The following is a 1,198-nucleotide window of genomic DNA, read 5'->3' on the forward strand; positions in this document are numbered from 1 at the left end:
CAGCACAGCAGCAGGCTGTTCACCAGTGAGTCGGTGACCGAGGGGCACCCGGACAAGATCTGCGACGCGATCAGCGATTCGATCCTGGATGCGTTGTTGGCGAAGGATCCGCGGTCGCGGGTGGCGGTGGAGACGTTGGTCACCACGGGTCAGGTGCATGTCGCGGGTGAGGTGACGACGGAGGCGTACGCGGACATCCCGTCGATCGTGCGGGACAAGATCGTGGAGATCGGGTACGACTCGTCGGCGAAGGGGTTCGACGGGTATTCGTGCGGGGTGAACGTGGCGATCGGGTCGCAGTCGCCGGACATCGCGCAGGGTGTGGACGCGGCGTTCGAGCGTCGGGTGGAGGGTGTGGAGGACGAGGTCGCCCGGCAGGGTGCGGGTGATCAGGGGTTGATGTTCGGGTACGCGTGCACGGACACGCCGGAGTTGATGCCGTTGCCGATCGCGTTGGCGCACCGGTTGGCGCGGCGGTTGGCGGCGGTGCGCAAGGACGGGACGGTGCCGTACCTGCGGCCGGACGGCAAGACGCAGGTGACGATCGAGTACGCGGGTGATCAGCCGGTGCGGTTGGACACGGTGGTGGTGTCGACGCAGCACGCGGACGGGATCGATCTGGAGCGGTTGTTGGGTGTGGACGTGCGGGAGCACGTGGTGGCGCCGGAGTTGGAGGGGTTGGGGTTGGACACCGGTGGGGTTCGGTTGTTGGTGAACCCGACGGGTCGGTTCGTGATCGGTGGTCCGATGGGTGACGCGGGGTTGACGGGTCGGAAGATCATCGTGGACACCTATGGTGGTATGGCGCGGCACGGTGGTGGGGCGTTCTCGGGGAAGGACCCGTCGAAGGTGGACCGGTCGGCGGCGTACGCGATGCGGTGGGTGGCGAAGAACGCGGTGGCGGCGGGGTTGGCGTCGCGGGTGGAGGTGCAGGTGGCGTACGCGATCGGGAAGGCGGCGCCGGTGGGGTTGTTCGTGGAGACGTTCGGGACGGAGACGGTGGATCCGACGAAGATCCAGCAGGCGATCGGTGAGGTGTTCGACCTGCGGCCGGCGGCGATCATCCGGGATCTGGGGTTGTTGCGGCCGATCTACGCGCCGACGGCGGCGTACGGGCACTTCGGTCGGACGGATGTGGAGTTGCCGTGGGAGAGCACGGACCGGGCGGACGCCCTCCGCGCCGCCGCCGGCGCCTGAC

General features: G+C 68.4%; 1 protein-coding gene. It reads left to right on the plus strand.

Annotation, left to right across the window (positions count from 1 at the left end; all coding sequences use genetic code 11):
• The first annotated feature begins 15 nt into the window (after window positions 1–15).
• Entirely contained in the window at window positions 16–1,197 is a 1,182-nt protein-coding gene (gene metK / locus ACWEFJ_RS39240) for a methionine adenosyltransferase (RefSeq protein WP_449716922.1), read from the plus strand.
• Window position 1,198 lies beyond the last annotated feature (1 nt).

This window comes from Actinosynnema sp. NPDC004786 (assembly GCF_053601135.1).